This is a genomic window from Streptomyces sp. NPDC088785, assembly GCF_044750685.1.
In the GTDB taxonomy this organism is placed as follows: Bacteria; Actinomycetota; Actinomycetes; order Streptomycetales; family Streptomycetaceae; genus Streptomyces.
This window is the reverse complement of sequence record NZ_JBIVKH010000004.1, coordinates 221,248-239,139: the sequence shown is the minus strand read 5'-3', so window position 1 is coordinate 239,139 and position 17,892 is coordinate 221,248. Positions and strand designations below refer to the sequence as shown.

The window sequence follows — 17,892 nt, the reverse complement described above, 5'->3', positions numbered from 1 at the left end:
AGCGTACGGGGAAGCGTCCGCGTGCCCGCCGGGGCCGGCCCGGCGGAGGCTGTCGGGGAAGGGGGTGGGGACATGGAAATGCTCCGGAGCGAAGGGCAGTCGGGGGATGTCGGCGGTCAGGTCGGTGACGGGGGCGCCCGGCGTGGGGTGGACGCGGCCGGCTCCGTGGCTCGGTCACATCTGAGGGGTCCACGTGCCGTCGAGCGGGACCCCGGCGGCCGCGGCGATCCGGTCGCGTGAGGCGAGCAGGCGGGCGCGCAGGGCCGGCAGGTCCACGCCGACCAGGGCGCCGTCGCGCTTGACCACGCGGCCGGCGACCAGGACGGTGTCGACGAGTCCGGGGTGTCCGGCGCTGACCAGGGAACCGACCGGATCCGTCACCGGGAAGATCGTCACGTCGTCGCTGCGCAGCAGGACGATGTCGGCTTCCTTGCCGGGGGTGATGCTGCCGGTGCGGGCGTCGAGTCCGCAGGAGGCCGCGGCGTCGATGGTGGTGAACCCGACGAGGTCGCGGGCGCGCAGGCTGCCGTCCAGGCCGCGCTGGGCGGCGAAGGCGGCGCGCATCGCGGCGAACATGTCACCGCCGACGGAGGGGACGACGTCGATGGACAGGGTGGGGCGCAGTCCGGCGGCCAGGGCCCGGCCCGTCATCGGCGCGCCGAACCCCATCTTCAGTTCGACGTCGGGGCTGACGGAGAGGGAGCTGCCGGCATCGGCGAGCATCCGTAGTTCCTCGTCGCTGACGCCGTTGCCGTGGACGAAGGTGGTGGTGTCGCGCAGCAGGCCGTGCTCGCGCAGGTCCGCGACGGGGCGCCGGGTGCCGTCGGATCCGGTGTGCAGGCTGGTGCGCAGGCCGAGTTCGTCGGCGAGCCGCACCTCCCGGGCCAGGGTGTCCATGCCGGTGTCGTCGGCGCCGCGCAGGCCGAAGGCCATGGTGACCGGTCCGGGCCCGTCGAGTTCGGCGCGGACGCGGCGGATGTCGTCGTCGACGGGGCGGGAGGTGGCCCAGCCGGCGCCGAGGCAGAAGACCGATCGCGCGGGTGCCTCGCGCAGTGCGGCGATGGCGGCGTCCTCGTGCGCGTGGTCCTGGGCGACGTGGTACCAGTCCAGCATGGTGGTGATGCCGCAGTGCAGGGCCTCCAGACGGCCCAGGAGGGTGGCCGCGTAGACGTCCTCGGGCGTGTAGTGGGCCTTGACGGTGCCGTGCATGGCTGTCGCCCACTGGGCGAAGGTCCAGTCCGCTCCGATGCCGCGGAAGGCGGTCTGCCAGGTGTGGCGGTGGTTGTCGACGAATCCGGGCATGACGATCCGGTCGCGTGCGTCGATCAGTTCGGCGTCCGGGGCGTGGATGTGGACGGCGACCTCGGCGATCACGCCGTTCTCGATGAGGACGTCGGCGCGGTCGTGGTCGCCGACGGCCGGGTCCATGCTGACCACGGTGCCGCCGGAGAGCAGCGTCTTCATGGGTCGCTCCTTGCTTTCGGGGTGGTGCGCGGGAGGCGGGTGGGGTCGGGCCGTTCAGGAGGCCGTGGCCCGGACGCTGTCGGCTGCGGCGAGCGCGTCGGCGACCAGGTCGTCGGTGTCTTCCGTGCCGGCGGCGAGGCGGACCAGGCCCGGCGGGACGGCCTCGGTGAGCTGCTCGGCGCTGAGCATTCCGGCCCACATGGAGGCGGGGTGCACGGCGAGGGACTCCACGCCGCCCAGGCTGGCCGAGCGGCGCGGATGGCGGAGGTGGCCGAGGAAGGCGTCGGCGCTCTCGTACCCGTCGGCGAATTCGATGCCGAGGACTCCGCCGAATCCGTCCATCTGGTCGGCGGCCAGCTGGTGCTGGGGGTGGGCGGCAAGCCCCGGGTAGTGCACGTGGCGGACGGCCGGGTGCCGGCTCAGGGCTTCGGCCAGGGCAAGGCCGTTGGCGTTGTGGCGGGGTACGCGCAGGGGCAGGGTGCGGATGCCGCGCAACAGCAGCCAGGCGTCGATGGGTCCGAGGGTGGCGCCGGTGAGGAGGCTGGTGTCCCAGATGCGGTTCAGGAGATCCGCCGGGCCGGCCAGCACTCCCGCGGAGACGTCGCTGTGGCCGTTGAGGTACTTGGTCGCGCTGTGCCAGACCACGTCGACACCGAGGTCGGCGGGCCGCTGGTTCAGCGGGGTGGCGAAGGTGTTGTCCGCCAGGGTCAGCACATCGTGGGCGCGGGCCACTTCGGCGACAGCCCGCAGGTCGGTGATGTGCAGCAGGGGGTTGGACGGTGTCTCCAGCAGGATCAGCCGGGTCCGGGCGGTGAGCGCCTTCTCCAACGCCTCGGGGTCCCGCTGGTCGACGAGCGTGGTGGACACGCCGAGGCGCGGCAGCAGGTTCAGCAGCACCGATGCGGTGCCCCCGTAGGTGGACCGCTGCCCGATGACGTGGTCGCCCGCGGACACCAGGGCGAGCACGGCCGTGGTGAGCGCGGCCATCCCGGAGGCGGTGACCATCGCCGCCTCGGTGCCCTCCAGTGCCGCGACGACGGCAGCCACCTGCGCGTGGTTGGGGTTGCCGAAGCGGGTGTAGAAGTCCCGGCCGCGCGGTTCGACGGCCCCGGCGGCGAAGCCGGCCGCGTCCTCGGCCGAGAACGCGGCCGTCTGGTAGATCGGGGGCGCCACCGCGTGGCTGGGGTGGATCCCGCGATCGGCGTGGACGGTGACGGTGCTCTTGCCCAGCATGACTGGCCGGCCTTTCCGAATGCGACGTTATGTCGGTATCCATCATGGGCGGCGGCGATCGGGCAATGCCCCGGTCGGCGGCAATTTTGGCAGCAAATTGCGTCGCAGCACGCCATGCGTTTGTGCCGTACGGGTCTATTCAGCAATATTCTGCTGCCATGGACGAAGTGGACCGGTCGATCCTGGCCGTACTCGAACGCAATGGGCGGATCAGCAACAACGAGCTGGCGGCCCGGGTCGGCCTTTCTCCCTCACCGTGCCTGCGCCGCGTGCGCCAGCTCGAGGAGGCCGGGGTCATCCGCGGCTACCGGGCGCAGATCGATCCGGCGGCGATCGGCCGCGGACTGCGCGTGTTCGCGGGGGTGCGGCTGATGCGGCACACCCGCGCGGACGTGGTCGCCTTCGAACGGGACGTCATGGAGCTGCCCGAGGTGACCGCCTGTCACCACATCACGGGCAACTTCGACTACCTGCTCCACGTCGAGGTGGCCGACCTGCCCGCCTACGAGGAGTTCCACGCCAATCAGCTCGCCGCCCTGCCGGGGGTGGGCACGGTCAACAGCTTCGTCATCATGAAGACCCTCGACAACCTCTGACCCTGGCGGCCGCAGATACGGGACAGGGACGGGCCCCATCCGGGCCGGATGCGGGAAAGCCTGCCGGATGGCGCCTGCCCCACCCGTGCGCGATCTTTGATCGAGGACCGCTCCCCCGCGCCCAGGACGGGCGAGGACCCGCTCGCCGCGCGCCCAAGACCCCGGAGGCCCCATGGACCCGCTCAGCAGCAACGGCAGGTGCGAACTGGACCCCGTCACCTGGGACGCCATGATCGACGCGCTCAAGGCCAACGGCGTACCGGACGACACCCTGAGCGCCGTCTGCGCCCAGGCCCTCGTCACGATCAACAACACGCCCGCCACCGTGCGCACGCAATGGCTCGCCACGGGCGCCAGGCCCGACCTGGACAGCTGACCTGGCCGGCCGGTGACCGCGGCGGGTCCGGAACGCCGCCTGCCTCCCCCACCCCACGCCCACCCCGCGTCTTTTCGGCAGACACCCCCACCACCCGCCACCGTCCGCCCGACCCAGGCGTGCGAGCCGCGATCGGAGTCGGCCATTCTGCGCGGCCCCCGCACCCTTCGCCCCGCTACGGACACGCGCGTCCGGCATATGTCGGCACAGGTCGTCGAGGTGGGGACGGCGGATGGCCGATACCCGCCCCCCGGAATTTCAGCCAGATTGCGTCAGGTGCAACGGTCATATCGTTGATTACCTCGGGGGGCTGATGCCTAAAGTCCTTCTGCATTCGGTTCACCGGCGCCGAGCTCAGGGGGAAGCGATGTCGCGTGTCAGGCCTGTCCTGGACCGGGCACTCGGCAGGACTCCGTTACTCCACCTCACCGTCGCGCACCGAGGGCGTGCGCGGTGGCTGGCGCTGAAGCTCGAAGGGCACGGTCCCAGCGGTTCGGTCAAGGACCGTAGCGCCGTCGGACTGTTGCGGGCCCTGCACGACGAGCAGCCGCTGACCCCGGGCACCGTGGTCGTCGAGTCGACCTCCGGGAACCTCGGCCTGGCGCTGGCCCGGCTGCTGCGCGACGTCGACTGCACCTTCCTCGCGGTGGTCGACCTCAAGACCCCGCTCATCACCCGCCGCATGCTGGAGGCCGACGGCGCCCGCATCGTGGTGGTCGACGAGCCGGACGGCCAGGGCGGCTATCTGCTGAGCAGGCTGCGCACCGTGCGCGAACTGCTGGCCCAGAACCCCGGCTACCGCTGGCCCAACCAGTACGAGAACTGGGCCGCCCCCGAGGTGCACCGCACCACCACGGGCCCCGAGATCACCGAGGAGGCGGGTGCGGAGCTCGACGCGGTCTACGTCCCCGTATCCACCGGCGGCACCCTCTCCGGCATCGCCTCCCACCTGCGCGAACACCGCCCCGACGTCGCCCCGGTCGCCGTCGACGTACGCGGCTCCCTGGCCGTCGCCGGCAGCGCGGGACGCCGGCTGATACCGGGCATCGGCGCCAGCCGCCCCTCCGCCTTCCTGAAGGGCGCGGACAGCTACGACCGCCTCGTGCAGGTCGACGACGTCGAGGCGATCACCGTCTGCCGGATCATCGCCGAGGACCTGGGGCTCGCGCTCGGCGGGTCCAGCGGCTGCGCCGTCCGCGCCGTGGTCGCCGACTTGGAGAACGACCGCGCGCCCCGGGGACTCTCCGTCTGTGTGGCCGCCGACGGCGGCGGAAAGTACCGCGACACCCTCTACTCCGACGACTGGGCGAACGAGCAGGGTATTGCCGAAGGGATAGCCGCCACGACGGAACAGCTGCGCCGCGAGGGCCTGTTCTTCAGCTGGCGGGAACCGCACCACCTGGAGCACCAGCGCCTATGAGTACGAGCATCACGCCCGGACGACCGGACGGCGGCCGCGACTACCGGCAGTTCCTTCCGCTGGTCCAGGGCGCCACCCTGATCGAGTGGACCGGGACCGGCCTGTTCCTCGCCGTGTCGACCATCTACTTCGTCAAGGTCGCCCACCTCAGCACCTCGTCCGTCGGCATCGGCCTGACGATCGGCGGCGCGATCGCCGTTCTCGCCGCCCTGCCCATCGCCCGGCTGGCCGGACGCTTCGGCCCCAAGTCCGTGCTGATCGGCGTCATGCTGCTGCGCGCCCTGGCCACCGTCGGCTACCTGTGGGTGGACGGCTGGTGGAGCTTCCTGCTGATCGTCGCCCTCATCGCCGTCACCGAGCAGTCCTCGCCCCCACTGGTCCAGGCGTACGTCGGCGCGCGGTCGCCGGAGAGCCTGCGCGCGAAGGTGATGGCCGTCCAGCGCACCGTCGTCAATCTGGGCATCAGCCTGGGCGGGCTGATCGCCGGAGTCGCCCTGGGGTCGGGCTCGCCCGGCGCGTTCCGGCCGCTGCTGATCGGCGGCGCGGTCGCCTACGTGATCGTGGCCGTGGTGTTCGCCACCGCACGCGACGGGGGCACGCCCGGCCCGGTCGGGGCGACGGGCGTACGGGACCTGCTCAAGGACCGGCGGCTGCTGGGCTTCACCGCGTACAACGCACTGGTGTCGTTGTGGATGCCGGTGCTCAACGTGGCGTTCCCGCTGTGGCTGGTGACCGCCACCGAGGTGCCGGAGCGCTACGTCGGCATCCTGTACGCCGTCAACACCGTGCTCTGCATCGCCCTCCAGTACCCCCTGAACCGCTGCTACAACACAACGACCCGGGCCTGGATCTCGTACGCGACCGCCGCGGCGCTGTTGAGCTGCGGCGCGCTGGCGTTCGCCGCCGCGCCGGGTTTCGGGGCGCACGGCGCCCTGCTGACGCTGGGCGGCGCGGTCGCCCTGCTGACCTTCGCCGAGCTGCTCCAGGTCGGCGCGTCCTGGACGCTCTCCTTCGCCCTGGCCCCCGAGGGGGCGCGCAGCGCCTACCTGGTGCTGTTCAACACCAGCCGTACCGTCGCCAACCGGGTCGCGGGCCCGGTCCTGATGACGGGTGTGGTGCTCGCCCTGGGCAGGGCCGGCTGGATCGCGCTCGCCGGTGTGCTCCTGCTGGGCGCGGTCGTCCCCCTCGCGGTGCTGCGGCGGACGCGGCGTGCCGGGACGGCCGGGCCGTCGGAGCGCGCGAACGCACGAAGGGCGCGTACCCGCCACTGACCCCCGGCCTGTCGGGCCGTCCCCTGTCCGAGCATCCCCCATCCCGGCCGAGGAGGCCCCGCTCCCCATGGACTTCGAGCGATACCCAGACAGCCCCTTCCTCCATCTGACGCGCGCGGACGTCGTCGAGGCCGCCCGCGGCGTGGACATCGTGCAGACGGTGGCCGAGGCGCTGACGCTGCACGGCGCGGGGCAGTCGGCCCTCCCCGAGGAGGCCTACCTCGGCTGGACGACCCCGAAGGGCGACGCCGCCCGGCTCCTGGCCATGCCGGGCGCACTGCTCCGGGACGGCAGCCCGCCCGTCATCGGCATGAAGACCATCAACGCCTCACTGGGCAATCCGGCACGCGGCATTCCGCGCTCCCAGGGCTTCACCCTGCTGCTCGACCCGGAGACGGCACGGCCCGTCGCGCTGATGGAGGCGGCCTACATCAGCGCCATGCGCACGGCGGCGGTGACCGCGCTGGCCGTGCGCCACCTGGCGGTGTGGTCCCCGCAGCGGCTGGCGCTCGTCGGCTGCGGGGCCCTCGCCCAGGCGCACGCGGCGCTGTTGCTGCGCACCGTGCCGAGCCTGCGCACCCTCGCGCTCTACGACGTGACGCCCGACCGCGCCGACGCCCTCGCCGCGTACGTCGCGTCGCTGCCCGAGGGCGCGAAGGTCGAGACCGTGCGGGCCGCGAGCGCACGCGAGGCGGTGCGGGACGCCGAACTCGTCGTGCCCGTCACCACGGTGACGCAGGGGTACATCGAGCCGGACTGGCTGCGGCCCGGCGCGCTGGTCTGCCACGTCTCCCTGGACGATCTCACCGAGGGGGCGGTGCTCGCCGCCGACACGGTGATCGTCGACGACTGGAGCCTGGTCCGCGACGACCCGCGCCGCCTGCTCGGCCGGATGCACCGGGCGGGCACCCTGCTCGGCCCCGACGGCGCCCCCCGCGACGGGGTGACCGCGCAGCCCGGCGCCCGCCGGGTGGACGCCACCCTCGGCGACGTGCTCGCCGGCCGGCACCCGGGCCGCCGCCACCAGGACGAGACCGTCGTCAGCAATCCCTTCGGCATGTCGATCCTCGACGTCGCCGTCGCCGACCGCATCCACGCCCGCGCCGAGGCCGCCGGTCTCGGCACCCGGCTCACGCTCTGAGGGGGACGCACCATGGCCATCGACCTCAATGTCCAGGAGATCAACCGCACCATGTGGTCGTACGGGGAGTACCGGCAGGTCGCCGATCTGCTGCGCCCCGGCGCGGTCGAGCTGATCGAGCGGCTCGCCCCCGAGCCCGGCCTCCGTCACCTCGACGTCGCCACCGGCAACGGCAATGTGGCGCTGCTGTCCGCGCGGCGCGGATCGACGGTGACCGGCCTCGACCTGACGGACGAGTTCTTCCCCGACGCGCGCGAGCGCTTCGCCGAGGCGGGGGTGGAGGTGGAACTGCACCGCGGCGACGCCCAGGAACTCCCCTTCGCCGACGGCTCGTTCGACCTGGTGACGTCCACCTACGGCGTGCAGTTCGCGCCCGACCACGCCGCCTCCTCCGGCGAGATGGCCCGGGTGCTGCGCCCCGGCGGCCGGATCGGCATGTGCAACTGGACGGCGCGCAGCTGGACGGCGCACTTCCAGGAGATCCTGTCGGCCTACTTCCCGTCGCCCAACGGCCATCAGGGTCAGCCGATGCTGTGGGGCTCGGCGGACTACCTCACCGAGCTGTTCGGCCCCTCCTTCACCATCACGGCCGAACGCAGGGAGCTGTTCTACCCCTTCGCGACCGCCGAGGACCTGGTCGCCTTCTTCGAGGACTGCTTCGGTCCGTGCATCGCCGCGAAGAACACGATCTCCCCGCCGTCGCGCTGGAAGGAACTGCGCGCCGAGATGGTCGAGATGACCGAGGAGTTCCACACCACGGACGAGCGGGGAACCGGAGTCCCCGTCGAATACCTGCTCGTCGTCGCGGAGAAGAAGGGGTCCCGGTGATCGGTCTGCCCACGCACCACCCCTCCCTGCCGCTGGCCGACGGGGCCCGGGAGCGGGCCGCCGCCGCCGCGCTGACCCGCACCGAGCCGTACCCGCTGGGCGAGGGCGTCCACGCCCACGTCGAACGGCACGCGGCCGACCGGCCCGACCGCACGGCGATCGAGGACGGCGAACAGACCCTCAGCTACGGCGAGTTGGCCGACCGGACGCAGCGCATCGCCGCCCAGCTGGCCGCGGCGGACGTCACGCACGGGCAGATCGTCGCGGTCGGCGGCCGGCGCGGCGCCGACGTCGTCTGCGCCTTCCTCGCGCTGGAACTGCTGGGCGCCGTCTATCTGCCCATCGACGCGAGCTGGCCCGCGGCCCGCGTCGACGCGCTGCTGCGGGACAGCGGCGCGGTGCTCCTCCTCACCGTCGGCGGCCCCGCCGACAGCGGCGAACTCGTCAAGGGCGCTCAGGCGGCCGGCGTGCGCACCGCCTCCCCTGCGCCCACGGACGCCCGCCGCACCCGGTCGTCGCCGCCGCCCGCCGACGAGGTGCGCTACGTCCTGTACACCTCGGGATCGACCGGCCGCCCCAAGGCCGCCGCCGTCGAGCATCAGGGGATGCTGAACCACCTGTGGGCCAAGGTCGACGACCTCGGGATGACCGCCGACGACCGGCTGGCGCAGACCGCGCCGCTGAGCTTCGACATCTCCATCTGGCAGATGCTGGCACCCCTGCTCGTCGGCGGCCGTGTCCAGATCTTCGGCGACGACGAGGCTCAGGACGGCGCGCTGCTGCTGGAGGCGGTGCGCCGGAGCGGCACCACCGTCCTGGAGACCGTGCCCACGCTGATCCGCTTCCTGCTGGACGCCCAGCAGAGCGCGGGGATCCGGCCCGGGGCGCTGCGCTGGATGATCGCCACCGGCGAGGAACTGCCGCCCGCGCTGGCCCGCCGGTGGCACGAGGCCCTTCCCGGCATCGCGCTGCTCAACGCCTATGGGCCCACGGAGTGTTCGGACGACGTCACCCACGCCGTCCTCGGCGCGCCCGGCCCCGGCGTACGCCACCTGCCGATCGGCGCGCCCATCGGCAACGCCGCGCTGTACGTCCTGCGCGCCGAGGACGGCCGGTGGCACGCCTGCGACCACGGGGAGACCGGCGAGCTGTTCGTCGGCGGCCTCGTCGTGGGCCGCGGCTATCTGGGCGATCCGGAGCGGACGGCGCTCGCCTTCTTCGCCGACCCGTTCACGGACGGCGGCGGGCGGCTGTACCGCACCGGTGACGCGGTGCGGGTGCTGCCGGACGGCCAGTTGGAGTATCTGGGCCGGATCGACCGGCAGGTGAAGCTCGGCGGCGTCCGCATGGAGCTCGCCGAGATCGAGGCGGAGCTCGGCGCGCACCCCTCGGTCGCCGCCTGCGCGGTCATGGTCCGCGCCGACGGCGACGAGGGCGCGCTGGTGGCCCGCGAGAGCGCCCACGCTCCGGCGCCGGGCCACCAGCGGCTGGTCGCGTACGTCACGACCCCCGACGAGGAGGTGACGGAGGAGGCGCTGCGCGCCCATCTGGCCGGGCGGCTGCCCGCGCCGATGGTGCCGCACACGTTCGTGGTGCTCCCGCGGCTGCCGCTCACCCGCAACGGCAAGACCGACTACAAGGCGCTGCCCGCACCGCCGCGCCGGCGCCGCCCCGGCACCCGTCCCTTCAGCCCGCCGCGGGCCGGGGCCGAGGCCGCGATCGCCGCGCTGGTCGCCGAGCTGCTCGGCAGCGGGCAGGTCGGCCGCGACGACTCGTTCCTGGAGCTGGGCGGCGACTCGCTCCAGGCCATGCGGCTGGTCGCGCGCCTGCGGGACACGGGATCGGCGGTGAGCCTGCGGGAGGTGCTGCGCGACGGCAGCCCGGCCGCGCTCGCCGCTCTCGGCAACCGGACCCCGCCCACCGGCGCCGACACCGAGACCGCCACCACCGCCACCGCCACCGATCAGGTCGGGGACGCCCCGCGCACCCGCCCGCTCACTCCGCAGCAGGCAGGCGTCTACTTCCACTGGCGGCTGGATCCGCACAGCCCCTCGTACAGCTACCAGGGCTCCCTGGAGCTGGACGGTCCGCTGGACGTCCCCCGGCTGGCGGCCGCCTGGCGGCTGCTGCTGGCCGAGAATCCGCTGCTGCTCGCCCGGTTCGCCGAGCCGGAGGAGGCGCAGGGCGACGAAGTGGTGCACCACTTCCCGCACTGGGACGTCCCGCTGCCGGAGCGGCCGCGGGAGGTCACGGCGGACACCTACCGACGGCTGGCGGCCGAGGAAGCCGCCCGCCCCTTCGATCTGCTGGCCGCGCCGGGGCTGCGCGCGGGACTGTTCAGGCTGCCGGACGGACAGCACCGCCTGCTGGTCACCATGCATGAGCTGCTGCTCGACGGCTGGGGCGCCACCGTCCTCTTCCAACGGCTGGCCGAGCTGTACGAGCGGCGTCCGGCCGCCCCCGACCCCGAGCGCCGCACCCGCTACGACCGCTACCTCGACCACCTCGACCGGGTGCTGGCCGCCGAGGAGACGGCCGAGGCGGGCCGGTACTGGCTGCGGCAGCTCGCGGGCGATCTGCCGGTGCTCCAGATCGCGCAGAAGCCGCGCCCGGCCGCGCCCACCTACCGGGGGGCGATCATCGAGGCGGTGCTGGACGAGGCCCTGTCGCAACGGCTGCGGGAGACCGCGCTGTCCGCGTCCGCGACCCCGTTCGTACCGCTGCTGGCCGCCTACGCGCTGACGCTCGGCTATTACGGCGACGCCGACGAGGTCGTCGTGGGGGCGCCGATGGCGGGCCGGGAGCGGCCGGAGACGGCCGACGTGCCGGCCTTCATGCTCGCGATGCTGCCGCTGCGGCTGCGCATCGACCCGGCCGCGACACTCGCCGAGTTCACCACGCTGGTGCGCGACACGGTGTACGACGCGTACGCCGCCGCGGACCACCCCTTCGGCTGGACGCTGCGTCAGCTGCCGGCCGCCTCCCGGAGCTCGGCGGCGACCCCCGTCTTCCAGACGATGCTCAACATGCTGCCGTACCCGGCCCGCGCGACCAGCGCCGACGGCGTCGGCTTCCGCTTCGTCGAACTGGAAACCGGATACACGAAGTACGACTGCGCCCTGTACGTGCAGCCGCACGGCCCGGACCGGCTGCTGCTCCAGTACGCCTACCAGCAGGAGTTGCTCGACGAACCGGTCGCGCGCAACGTCCTCGACTCCACGATGATCGCGCTGCGGGCCCTCACCGACCCGCGGCGTGCCGCGCACACTGCCATCCGATCCCTCGACCTGCTGCCCGGAGGCGGACCGTCATGACCACCCCGACCCTGCTGGAACGCTTCGCCGCGCAGGTGGCGGCCCGCCCCGAGGCCGTCGCCCTGCGCCACACCGGCACCTCGCTCACCTACCGCGAACTCGACGAGTGGAGCGGCCGGCTGGCCGCCCAGCTCGCCGCCAAGGGCACCCGCTCCGGCTCGCTGGTCGCGCTCGCCGCCCAGCGCGGTCCCGCCGCGGTCGCCGGGGTGCTCGCCGTGCTGAAGACCGGGGCGGCCTATCTCGGGCTCGATCCGGCGATACCCGTACGGCGTCAGCGCCGCATGGTGGAGGAGACGGGACCGCAGGCGGTGCTGGCCGAGCCGGGGCTCGACCAGTTCCCCACCCTGGAAGCGCCCCGCGTCCGGCTGGCCCCGGTCGCGGACGGCCCGGTGCACGAGGGGCCCGGACAGGAGGCGGACGACGACGCGTTGTTCCACATCGTCTACACCTCCGGCACCACCGGGAACCCCAAGGGCGTGCGGATCAGCCACCGTTCCGTGCGCGGCCGGCTGGAGTGGATGTGGAAGGACCACCCGTTCCCCGGGAACGCGGTGCTGGCGGTGCAGAAGTCGCCCGCGCTCGTCGCCTCGCCGTGGGAGCTGCTCGGCGGCCTGCTCCAAGGCGTCCCGTCGGTCGCGCTCAGCACCGAGGAACTCCTCGACCCGGTGCTGTTCGCCGGTGTCGTCGCCGAGGAGCGGATCACCCATCTCTTCCTCACCCCGCAGCTGATCGGCGGACTCCTGGAGGAGAGCGCGAAGCTCCCCGGCTCCCACCGGCCGGTGCTGGTGACCAGCGGTGCCGACAGCCTGCCGGTGCGGACCGTGCACCGCTTCCGGGAGGTCTGGCCCGACGCCACGCTCCTCAATCTGTACGGCATGACGGAGACCGCCTCCAACGTCGCCTCGTACGACACCGCCGCCCTGCCCGGGGACGCCGAACGCGTACCGGTCGGCAGCGCGGTGGCGGGCGCGTCCATCACCATCCGCGACCGGCACGGCCGCCGGCTGCCGCCCGGTGTCACGGGTGAGGTGTGGGTCTGCGGGCCGCCGCTGGCCCTCGGCTATGTCGGCGGCGACGGCGAGGACCGCTTCACCGTCGACGACCAGGGGGTGCGCCACTACCGGACGGGCGACCGGGGCCGCCATCTCCCGGACGGGGCGCTGGAGATCACCGGCCGCGCCGACAACCAGATCAAGGTGCGCGGCTACCGCGTGGAGCTGGAGGAGATCGAGTCCACCCTCCGCAAGGCGCCCGGCGTCACCGAGGCCGGGGCGTACGCGGACCTCGACGACGGCGAGCCGCGGATCGTCGCCTGCGTCACGGCCGATGAGGAGGTGAGCGTCGCGGCCCTGCGCGGATATCTGCGCGACCGGCTCCCCGACTACATGCTGCCGACGCGCATCCAGCAGCTGCCGCGGCTTCCGCTGGGCCCCAACGGCAAGCTGGACCGCGCCGGGCTGCGCACACTCGTGGCCGACATCGGACAGGAGCGGACGACGGGCTTCACGCCGTCCGACGCCACCGAGGCCGCCGTCGCGGCCCTCTGGGAGGAACTGCTGGGCGCTCCGCCCGCCGCGGCCGACCAGAACTTCTTCGACGCCGGAGGGCACTCGCTGCTCGCCGTCCGGCTCGCCAACCGGCTGGCGAAGACCGCCGGCCGGCGCGTCCCCCTGCGCCGCATCCTCGGCGCGCCCACCGTCGGCGCGATCGCCGCACTCTGCCGCGAGGCCAAGGAGGAGGAGCGAGGATGAGCACGTCCTGGCTGAGGATCCGCGACGAGAACCCGCACGGCGACCCGGCCGACACGCTGGTGGTCTGCTTCGCACCCACCGGCGCGCACGGTTCGACCTTCGCGGGCTGGCACGGGCGGCTGCCGCACGGCATGGCTCTGGTGCTGGTCACACCGCCCGGCAGGGGCATGCGGGTGGACGAGGAGCCCGTCGTCGACATGGCCGGGTACGCGGACGCGGTGGCCGCCGAACTGCGGGCGGTCGCGGCGGGCAGGCGGCTGGTCCTGATCGGGGTGAGTCTCGGCGCGCTGCTGGCGTTCGAGGTCTGCCGTCGGCTGCCGGATGCCGAGGTGCCGGTGGCGCGGCTGTGCGTGGTGGCCGGGCAGTCCCCGGGCGACTTCGCCGGTTCGGGCGGTGAGGTGACGCTCGACGACGCCCGCGCCTTCGCGACCGGGACCGGGCTGACGGACCCCGAGCTGCTGGCCGATCCGGAGTTCGAGGAGGTGCTGCTGCCGCCCGTCCAGGCCGATCTGATGCTCGCCGCCCACTACGCGGGCCGCGCGAGCGCCCCCCAGCACGTCCCGCTGCGCGCGGTGTGGGCCGTCGACGATCCGCACGTGCCGGAGGCCGCCGTCCGGCGGTGGCGCGAGTGGACCACCGCGGACTGCACGGTGCTGTCCGTGGAGGGCGGCCACTACGCCCACCAGGAGAATCCGGCGGCGGTCCTGTCCGCCTGCCTGGACGGCCTGTCCGGGGCCGCCGGTCCGTCCAGACGGGCCGTGCTCGGCAGCGGTGCGGCGGTCGTCTCGGGCACCGTGCTCGCCCTCGGGGCGACGGCGGCCACCGCCCCGAAGGCCGCTGCCGCCCAGCGGACGGCGGCACCGGCGGCGGGCGGCGGCGCCGGAGGCCGCGCCTTCGACGGCGATCCCACCGATCCGGTGGAGCTCGCCGTCGCGATGATCCGGCAGAACACGAGCAACCCCGGGGACGGCGCGATCACGCTGCCGTACGCGCGGATGCTGGAAGGGATCTTCCGCGCGGCCGGGGTCGCCACGGAGATCGTGCCCACCCCCAAGGAGGGCAACGTCCACTTCTTCGCCCGCGTCCCCGCCGCCGGCCGCGCGCGCGAGAAGCCCCTGGTCCTGCTCGGCCACTCGGACGTGGTCCCCGCGATCGGGGACGCGTGGACGCGGGAGCCGTTCGCCGGGGAGATCGTGGACGGCAGGCTGTACGGCCGGGGCGCCCTCGACATGAAGGGGGTCAACGCCGCGTTCGTCGCCGCCCTGTTGCGCCATGTCCGGCAGGGCACCCGGTTCGACCGGGACATCGTCTTCTGGTCCGACTGCGACGAGGAGCAGGGGCCGTACGGCGTCCGCTGGCTCCTGACCGAACACCCGGACACGGTGGAGGCCGGCGCGGTCCTCACCGAGGGCGGCTGGGTGCTCGACCAGCGGGACGGCAGAACGCCGATGATCGCCACGCTCACCTGCAACGACAAGCGCTCCCTGCTGTTGCGGCTGGAAGCGGACTCATACGCCACCCACACCTCCAAGCCGTTCGGCGGGCAGGCCGTGATCCGGCTGGGCGAGGTGCTGGAACAGCTCGGCGGCTGGCGGGCCGGCATCCGCCCGAACGCGCTGTCCCGGCTGTACTTCGCCGAGCTCGCCCGGGCGACCGCGGACCCGGCCCTGGCCGCCGCCGTACGGGAGATGCTCGACGCCCGCACCGAGGCGCGGCGCAACCGGGCGGGCAATACGGTCGTGCGGCTCAGCGACACGCCCGAGCTGCACAACGCGATGCTCCGCACCACCCTGGCGTTCACCTCGGCCAAGGCCGGCTACTACCCGAGCATCGTGCCGGGCACGGCGACGGCGGAGTTCCGGGCGGCGTTCCTGCCCGGTGGCGACGACCCCGGGCGGATCGTCGCCGAACTGCGCTCCCTGATCGGCAACCGGGCCACGCTGACGGTGGTCGGCAATCCCGGCGAGAGCGAGGAGCAGGCGGTCGACCGGCTGCGCGGCTATCTGGCGGTCCCGGACTCCCGCCACGACACGGACGTCTTCCGCGCCTGGCAGCAGGCGGTGCGCCGGACCCATCCCGGGGTGCGGGCCACCGCCTGCCAGTTCGAGGCGGTGACCAGCGCGGTGCCGTTCCGCGAGCAGAACGTGCCGGTCTACGGCATGTACCCGTTCACCGTGAACCGGGACATGCTCAAGCGGATGCACGGCACGGACGAGTACATCGGCGTCGAGGCCCTGCGGCAGGGAACGGAGACGGTCTACCAGCTCCTGGCGGGGCTGCGCGCCGGATCCTGAATCACCCGGTCCGGCGCGGGAGCGCGACGTACGCCGCGCTCCCGCGCCGTCCCGGCCGCTGCCGAGGACCGCACGGCCGACATCGTCCGCACGGGCAGCGAACGCGAGCAGGCGCTGGTCCGAGCGGACGAGGTGTTCGCAGGCTTCAGTCACGTGCTGGACGAGCCGCTCACCCGCACCCGCGCCGCGCGATCCCCGGCGACTGAGGACCGGAGCGCCGTATCGGCGGGCCACGGCGACCCTCCGGCCTTGACCGTCCGACCACCGCGCGCCATCGACCCCGCCCACAGCGCACCCGATCGGAGAACTGATGGACCTGTCGCTCGCGAGTCCTGCCCTGAAGATCCGTGCCACTGACGGGGACCTGCACGACCAGGCCGTTCAGCTCCGCGCGGTGGGTCCGTTGGTCCCGGTGGAACTTCCCGACGGTATTCCGGCCTGGGTGGTGACCTCGGACCGGCTGGGCCGCTCCCTGCTCAAGGACGCCCGGTTCGTGAAGGACATCAACGTCTGGGGTGCCTGGCAGCGAGGTGAAGTCCCGGACGACTGGCCGCTGTTGTCGGTGGTCGACACGCCGCGCAGCATGATCACCGTGGACGGCGCCGAGCACCGCCGGCTGCGCACACCGCTCGCCCGGACCCTGACCCCGGCCCGGGTCGCCGGGCTCCGCGACCAGGTGACCGCCATCGTCGCCGAACAGCTCGACCAGCTCGCCGCGGCCGCCGCGGGCGACGCGGACGGAACGGCCGACTACCGCACCGCCTACGCGTTTCCGATCCCGATGAGGGTGATCGGCACCCTGCTCGGCATCCCCACCGCATGGCACGACCTCCTCCGCGTCCGGTTCGAGGACTTCTTCAGTGAGACCGTCTCGCCCGACCGCAAGAGCGCCGCGGTCCTCGGGATCCGATCGATGATCGCCGAGCTCGTTACCCTCAAGCGCGCCGAACCCAGGGACGATCTGGTCAGCGCCCTGCTGGCGCAGGAGGGCGAGGAGTCGTACACCGAGGAGGAGATGGTCGGCACGCTGCTGGTGATGATCGGGGCCGGCCACGAGACCACCGTGCACGTCCTCGTCCACGGCCTGCGGGCCCTGCTGAACCACCCCGGCCAACGCCGGCTGCTGCACGAGCGGCCCGAGCTGTGGCCCGGTGCGATCGAGGAACTTCTGCGCTACGACGCTCCCGTCGCCACCTTCTTCGCCCGCTACGCCACCGAGGACGCCCGGATCGGCGACGCCGCCGTGCGTCGCGGCGATCCCGTGCTGCTCAACTACCTCGCCATGGGCCGCGATCCCGACCGCTACGGCCCGGACGCCGACACCTTCGACGTCACCCGCCGTCCCCAGGGCGGTCACACCAGCTTCGGGCACGGCCCCCACATGTGTCTCGGCGCTCCGCTCGCCCGCCTGGAAGCGTCCCTCGCGCTCCCCGCCCTCTTCACCCGCTTCCCCGACATCTCCCTCGCGGTCCCGGACGACGCCTTGGAGCGTTTTCCGTCACTGATGCTCAACGGCAGGATCGATGTACCGGTGCGGCTCGACCGGGGACCGGCGTGACTCCGGGCCACCCCGGTCCCCCATAGCGACAGCGCGCAGCGAACGGTGTGCATGCCCCAGCGGATCGACCGCCTGCGCGCCGAGGTTCAGCCTGTGGATCGCCGTGCTGACCCCGCACATCCGCGCAGGCGGCCGAACGCGATGTCACCCTCCACGGACTCCACGGCCTCCACGGGCTCCACGGGCTCCACGGGCTCCACGGGCCCGTACGAAATCCCTCAGTGGGTGTTCCAGTAGGAGACGGTGTCGGTCATGGCGCCGCGCAGGGCGCTGCCGGGCAGGCCGCCGGTCTGCGGGCAGCGGCGCAGGTTGTTCCGGTTGACCGCCTTGACCCAGCCGGCGCCGACCGAGGCGAATTGGTCGGTGCACCGTTCCGTGATGGTCCGGCACGCCCGGGGGGTGCCGGAGTCGGCGCACAGCTCGACGGCGAAGGCCTGCTTGTCGTCGATGCGGATGCGGTGCTCGTCGGGGAGGTTGACCCATGCGGCCGTTCCCTCCTGCGGCGCGGCGGGGGCGGCAGCGGCGGCGTGCCCGCCCAGAACGGCGGTCAGGCACAGCAGGCCAACGGCGGCGGAACGAGCGGCTTTTCCGAACATGGAGACCATCCAGTCGTAGTGGGGGGCGATAGCGGCGGACATCGCACCTT

General features: G+C 73.2%; 13 protein-coding genes. 10 read left to right on the top strand and 3 right to left on the bottom strand.

Translation table 11 applies throughout. The annotated features are described in order from the left end of the window. Nucleotides 1-174: 174 nt before the first annotated feature. Both ACIP5K_RS15070 and ACIP5K_RS15065 read right to left on the bottom strand, forming a co-directional pair. Entirely contained in the window at nucleotides 175-1,464 is a 1,290-nt protein-coding gene (locus ACIP5K_RS15070) for an amidohydrolase family protein (protein ID WP_401409514.1), read from the bottom strand. 54 nt (nucleotides 1,465-1,518) lie between these two features. After that, nucleotides 1,519-2,697, bottom strand: coding sequence for a trans-sulfuration enzyme family protein (locus ACIP5K_RS15065; RefSeq protein WP_401409513.1), 1,179 nt, complete (start codon nucleotides 2,695-2,697; stop codon nucleotides 1,519-1,521). A 158-nt stretch (nucleotides 2,698-2,855) separates the two neighbouring features. Here ACIP5K_RS15065 and ACIP5K_RS15060 point away from each other — a divergent pair, with 158 nt between their 5' ends. From ACIP5K_RS15060 to ACIP5K_RS15015, 10 genes are all read left to right on the top strand, one after another. Next, complete coding sequence (locus ACIP5K_RS15060; RefSeq protein WP_401409511.1) at nucleotides 2,856-3,293, top strand: Lrp/AsnC family transcriptional regulator; 438 nt, start codon at nucleotides 2,856-2,858, stop codon at nucleotides 3,291-3,293. A 172-nt stretch (nucleotides 3,294-3,465) separates the two neighbouring features. Next, the gene (locus ACIP5K_RS15055; protein ID WP_401409509.1) at nucleotides 3,466-3,669 is read left to right on the top strand and encodes a hypothetical protein; all 204 of its coding nucleotides are present in this window, start codon (nucleotides 3,466-3,468) and stop codon (nucleotides 3,667-3,669) included. A gap of 367 nt (nucleotides 3,670-4,036) precedes the next feature. Next, nucleotides 4,037-5,089, top strand: coding sequence for a pyridoxal-phosphate dependent enzyme (locus ACIP5K_RS15050; protein ID WP_401409507.1), 1,053 nt, complete (start codon nucleotides 4,037-4,039; stop codon nucleotides 5,087-5,089). After that, entirely contained in the window at nucleotides 5,086-6,360 is a 1,275-nt protein-coding gene (locus ACIP5K_RS15045; protein WP_401409505.1) for an MFS transporter, read from the top strand. Before ACIP5K_RS15050 ends, ACIP5K_RS15045 begins: the two co-directional genes overlap by 4 nt. Before the next feature lie 67 nt (nucleotides 6,361-6,427). Continuing rightward, entirely contained in the window at nucleotides 6,428-7,501 is a 1,074-nt protein-coding gene (locus tag ACIP5K_RS15040) for an ornithine cyclodeaminase family protein (RefSeq protein WP_401409504.1), read from the top strand. A gap of 12 nt (nucleotides 7,502-7,513) precedes the next feature. Further along, the gene (locus ACIP5K_RS15035) at nucleotides 7,514-8,329 is read left to right on the top strand and encodes a class I SAM-dependent methyltransferase (RefSeq protein WP_401409502.1); all 816 of its coding nucleotides are present in this window, start codon (nucleotides 7,514-7,516) and stop codon (nucleotides 8,327-8,329) included. Next, nucleotides 8,326-11,643, top strand: a complete 3,318-nt coding sequence (locus ACIP5K_RS15030) for an amino acid adenylation domain-containing protein (RefSeq protein ID WP_401409500.1) — start codon at nucleotides 8,326-8,328, stop codon at nucleotides 11,641-11,643. The genes ACIP5K_RS15035 and ACIP5K_RS15030 overlap by 4 nt, the downstream gene beginning before the upstream one ends. Next, entirely contained in the window at nucleotides 11,640-13,394 is a 1,755-nt protein-coding gene (locus tag ACIP5K_RS15025; protein WP_401409498.1) for an AMP-binding protein, read from the top strand. Before ACIP5K_RS15030 ends, ACIP5K_RS15025 begins: the two co-directional genes overlap by 4 nt. Continuing rightward, nucleotides 13,391-15,688, top strand: a complete 2,298-nt coding sequence (locus ACIP5K_RS15020; protein ID WP_401409496.1) for a M20/M25/M40 family metallo-hydrolase — start codon at nucleotides 13,391-13,393, stop codon at nucleotides 15,686-15,688. The genes ACIP5K_RS15025 and ACIP5K_RS15020 overlap by 4 nt, the downstream gene beginning before the upstream one ends. Before the next feature lie 412 nt (nucleotides 15,689-16,100). Next, entirely contained in the window at nucleotides 16,101-17,246 is a 1,146-nt protein-coding gene (locus ACIP5K_RS15015) for a cytochrome P450 (protein ID WP_401409494.1), read from the top strand. A 218-nt stretch (nucleotides 17,247-17,464) separates the two neighbouring features. Here the strand turns inward: ACIP5K_RS15015 and ACIP5K_RS15010 are convergent, their stop codons facing one another. Beyond that, a complete protein-coding gene (locus ACIP5K_RS15010) occupies nucleotides 17,465-17,884 on the bottom strand; it encodes a hypothetical protein (RefSeq protein ID WP_401409492.1) in 420 nt (139 codons plus the stop codon). Between the last annotated feature and the right edge of the window lie 8 nt (nucleotides 17,885-17,892).